The 1,453-nt window shown below is 45.5% G+C and carries 1 protein-coding gene; it reads right to left on the bottom strand.

The annotated features are described in order from the left end of the window. The coding region (locus QO187_RS13705) for an Ig-like domain-containing protein (protein ID WP_371548643.1) at positions 1–1,303 on the bottom strand (1,303 nt) is incomplete at its 3' end. Positions 1,304–1,453 lie beyond the last annotated feature (150 nt).

Genomic DNA, 1,453 nt, shown 5'->3' on the forward strand with positions numbered 1-1,453 from the left:
CTGTATAAGTCGCTTCATTAGGAGTACCGTCAGCAGCCATTTCATTCAGACTTGCTGTACCAGTGATGCTTACTATTGGGGTGTCATCACCTGCCGTAGGATCAGTAGGATCTACAGGATCAGTGCCGTTAGTGGTGCCATCATCATAAATAGTGGTGGTGACGCTGTTGTTGGTACCGATGGTCGCGGTACCGGCTGTGACTGCTGTGACTGCGACGTTAAAGTCCTCTGGACCTTCAAATACATTGTCGTTCACAATCGGTACGGTGATGTCAACGGAGGTTTGACCCGCTGGAATCGTCACGTTTTGTGTGACAGGTGCGGTGTAGTCAGCTGAGCCTTCAGTGCTGCCATCACTAATCGTGACAGTAACAACGGTATCTTCGGTACTTGGGTTGCTGATGCTGACTGTATAAGTCGCTTCATTAGGAGTACCGTCAGCAGCCATTTCATTCAGACTTGCTGTACCAGTGATGCTTACTATTACTGGATAGTCAACGGCGATGGTCGCTTGGTTAGATTTCTCGCCCGTTTTATCAGACACCACATAGTCCACTGGCGTTGGATCCGCTGTAAAGCCTGACACTGGTGTGAAGATCACTTTGCCTGTACTGCCATCAACGGACCAAGTACCTTCGCCATCTACCACTACATTGGTGACTTCATTGCCTGTCACAGGGTCGATCAGCTTGACTGTCGTTGGGTCTAAGTCGTTTTCAGGGTCGCTGTCATTCGCTACCACGTCGATGATGACGGGCTGACCTGTTTCACCTTTAGCAACATCATCGGTAGCAACAGGCGGCTTGTTAACAGGAGGGGCTACTGGTGTTTTATCACTACTACTATTACTATTGCCAGCTATTAAACCGACCAGTCCTAGACCAGCAGCAGCCGGTATCCACCAAGGTATAATAGTAGCATACTCTTGGCCACCCAAAGCCTGCCCTTCTACCGCACCCTCTTCTAGCTGTGTTACATAATCATAGGTTTCGCCAGTATCTGGAATATAGTAATAGTACTCTCCATCTTCAGCGATTCCGAGCAAGGCACTATCTGTATTATCATAAAACCCTTCTATAATCAGGTCGCTTTCTTGACCTTCTTTTTCAAATGAGACATGCAAGTCGTTCTTGACACGTTTAGTAATAATATGGTTAGGCGCACGACCAATAGCAGTATCGTGAAACTCATAGTTCACTTTGTTCGTAGCAGTGATTACCGTAGGGACACCATCTTTGGTGACAACAGATATTTGGTCAACGGTCTGAGTAGCATCATTTATTTTTACGATGACAGTATTCATTGGGTTACCTTTTTTTAATGATAGCAGTACCATTTTAGATTTTATATGCACGGTTTCAGTGGTTATGAAATTTGGTGTAATGGACAAAATTCAGGCTGATACAGCCCTTAAAGCTATATACTATAAGTATTTGCAAGGATTGAAAGCCAT

It is taken from the genome of Psychrobacter sp. Arc9 (assembly GCF_041431295.1).
Classification (GTDB): Bacteria; Pseudomonadota; Gammaproteobacteria; order Pseudomonadales; family Moraxellaceae; genus Psychrobacter.